Annotated in this window: 2 protein-coding genes; both read left to right on the forward strand. The window is 70.0% G+C overall.

Annotated features, from left to right (window positions below; all coding sequences use genetic code 11):
- Nucleotides 1-472: 472 nt before the first annotated feature.
- The gene (locus tag VF665_RS08145; RefSeq protein WP_331052914.1) at nucleotides 473-1,630 is read left to right on the forward strand and encodes a S8 family peptidase; all 1,158 of its coding nucleotides are present in this window, start codon (nucleotides 473-475) and stop codon (nucleotides 1,628-1,630) included.
- Between the two features lie 67 nt (nucleotides 1,631-1,697).
- Nucleotides 1,698-2,852: a S8 family peptidase gene (locus VF665_RS08150; protein ID WP_331052915.1), complete on the forward strand. Its 1,155-nt coding sequence runs from the start codon at nucleotides 1,698-1,700 to the stop codon at nucleotides 2,850-2,852.
- Nucleotides 2,853-3,059: the final 207 nt, after the last annotated feature.

The raw sequence follows: 3,059 nt of genomic DNA on the forward strand, positions 1-3,059 counted from the left end.
AGGGCTGGGATCGAACCGGAGTGAAGGGGCACGCACGACGACAGGACCGCTGCTTTTGCGCCGTCCCACTCCACGCATCCGAGCGGTGCAGAATGGTAAAGGTGCACCATTCTTGTTCAGCCAGTCAGGCCGTCACCAGCGTGGACTTTGTTGCACGGCCATCACTTAGCCCAGTGCGCCGTCGTGGCTCGCCCCGTGCCTTTTCTCCCGGTGCACAATCACGATGAAATGCGGCTGCACTCCGGCGGGCCTGATGCTGTTCAGGCCAGCCGCCATCGGGCCCCGCGCGCATGTCCCCCGGCGCGGCGCCAGATGGTTTTTCGGTATTCCGCAACTCCGGGCGCGCATCGCCGGCCATCGTCGTGGAGTGGTTCCGCCGGACACAGGCGGAGCCGGACGTACCCGCTGGCACGCGGACGGAGGCACCCCGCCTCCGCGCGAACGCACCCCCCGGACGAGGACCCACACTCCCATGCGCACCATCCCCATCGCGTCGGCCCTGCTCGCGGCCGTCACCCTCGGCGCCTGCTCCGACCAGTCGCCCACCGCGGCCGCCCCGCCGCGCACCGCCCCCCTGCACGCGGCCGCCGCCGGGCACGGCATCGAAGGCTCGTACATCGTCGTGGTCAAGGAGGGCGCCGACCCGCGCTCGGTGGCCGCCACGGCCGGCGCCAGCCCGCGCTACCTGTACACCGCGGTGCTCAACGGCTTTGCCGCCACGCTCAACCAGGGCCAGCTCAACGCCCTGCAGCACAACCCCAACGTGGACTTCGTGGAGCAGGACCAGGTGGGTGGCGTCACCACCACGCAGAGCAGCGCGCCGTGGGGGCTGGACCGCATTGACCAGGCGAGCGGCACCCTGAGCGGCACCTACACCTACACGGCCACCGGCACCGGCGTGCGGGCGTACATCATCGACTCCGGAATCCAGGCCAACCACCCGCAGTTCGGCACCCGCGCGCAGAACGTGTGGGACTACGCGGGCGGCAGCGGCGCGGACTGCAACGGGCACGGAACGCACGTGTCGGGAACGGTGGGCGGCAGCACCTACGGCGTGGCCAAGAACGTCATGCTGCGCGGCGTGCGCGTGGTGGACTGCAACGGCGCGGGCAGCACCAGCACCGTCATCAGCGCCATGGACTGGGTGCGGCTCAACCACATCAAGCCGGCCGTGGCCAACATGTCGCTGGGCTACCCGTACTCCAGCGCGGTGAACACCGCGGCCACCAACATGATCAACGCGGGGATCTTTACCGCCGTGGCCTCGGGCAACGAAAACCAGGACGCCTGCAACGTGTCGCCCGCCAGCGCCAGCGGCACCCTGACCGTGAACGCGGTGGACCGCTACGGCGCACGCGCCAGCTTCAGCAACTACGGCGCGTGCACCGACGTCTACGCCCCGGGCGTAAACGTGCTGAGCGCGTGGCTCAACAGCGGCACGAATACGATCAGCGGCACGTCCATGGCCAGCCCGCACGCGGCCGGCGTGGGCGCCCTGTACAAGAGCGCCTTCGGCGACGCGGCCTCCAGCACCATCGTCACCTGGATCATCAACAACGCCACGCCCAACGCGGTGACGGGCAACCCGGCCAACACGCCCAACCGCCTGCTCTTCAAGTCCACCCTGTAGTGCAGTCCCCCCGCGCGCCGTCCGTCCGGCCGGCGCGCACGTTTCAACCCACTGTACGGAGGATGTCATGAAGGTCACGCGCACCGCCCTTTCCCTCGCCGGCGTTCTGGCGCTCGCCGCCTGCTCCGACACCGGCCCCACCGCGGCCCGCTCCCCCGAGGCGGCCCCGCTGCACAGCGCCGGCGACCGGGCCATCGACGGCTCGTACATCGTGGTGCTGAACGAGGACGCCGATCCGCGCTCGGTGGCGGCCGTGGCCGGGGTGAGCCCGCGCTACGTGTACACTGCGGCGCTCAACGGCTTTGCGGCGGAGCTGAACCAGGGGCAGCTGAACGCGCTGCTGCACAACCCCAACGTGGCGTCGGTGGAAGAAGACCAGGTGGCCGAGGCCACCACCACGCAGAGCAGCGCCACCTGGGGGCTGGACCGCATTGACCAGCGCGCGCGCCCGCTCAGCGGCACCTACACCTACACGGGCACGGGCAGCTCGGTGTACGCGTACATCATCGACACCGGCATCTACACGGCGCACAGCAACTTCGGCGGCCGCGCGGCGGTGTCGTACGACGCGCTGGGCGGCAACGGGCAGGACTGCAACGGGCACGGCACGCACGTGGCCGGAACGGTGGGGTCGGCCACGTACGGCGTGGCCAAGGGCGTGCGCCTGCGCGCGGTGCGCGTGCTGGACTGCCAGGGCAGCGGCTCGTTCAGCGGCATCATCGCCGGCATTGACTGGGTGCGCGTGAACCGCACCAACCCGGCGGTGGCCAACCTGTCGCTGGGCGGCGGGTACTCGTCGTCGCTCAACACGGCCATCACCAACCTGGCCAACTCGGGCGTGTTCGTGGCGGTGGCGGCGGGCAACGAGAACCAGAACGCCTGCAACGTGTCGCCGGCCAGCGCCAGCGCCGTGACCACCGTGGCCAGCAGCACCAGCGGCGACGCCAAGTCGTCGTTCAGCAACTACGGCAGCTGCGTGGACGTGTACGCCCCCGGCAGCAGCATCACCAGCACCTGGAACAACGGCGGCACCAACACTATCAGCGGCACCAGCATGGCCAGCCCGCACGTGGCCGGCGTGGCGGCGCTGTACAAGGGCACCTACGGCAACGCGTCGCAGTCCACCATCGACTCGTGGATCAAGAGCAACGCGACGGCCAACGTGATTACCGGCAACGTGAGCGGAACGCCGAACCTGCTGCTGTACAAGGCGGGGCTGTAAGAAAACGGAAAGTGCCCAGTGCCCGGTGCCGAGGGCCCAGCCGGCACCGCGCGGGCACCAGGCAGGAAACGCAGCGCCGCGCGACACCCGTCGCGCGGCGCTCGTTTCTTCTGGGGATGGGCGTGCTGTCCTGAGCGGATGGGCGGGCTGTCCTGAGCGGATACGCGGGCTGTCCGGAGCGGATGTGCGGGCTGTCCTGAGCGGATG

This window comes from Longimicrobium sp., assembly GCF_036387355.1.
Classification (GTDB): Bacteria; Gemmatimonadota; Gemmatimonadetes; order Longimicrobiales; family Longimicrobiaceae; genus Longimicrobium.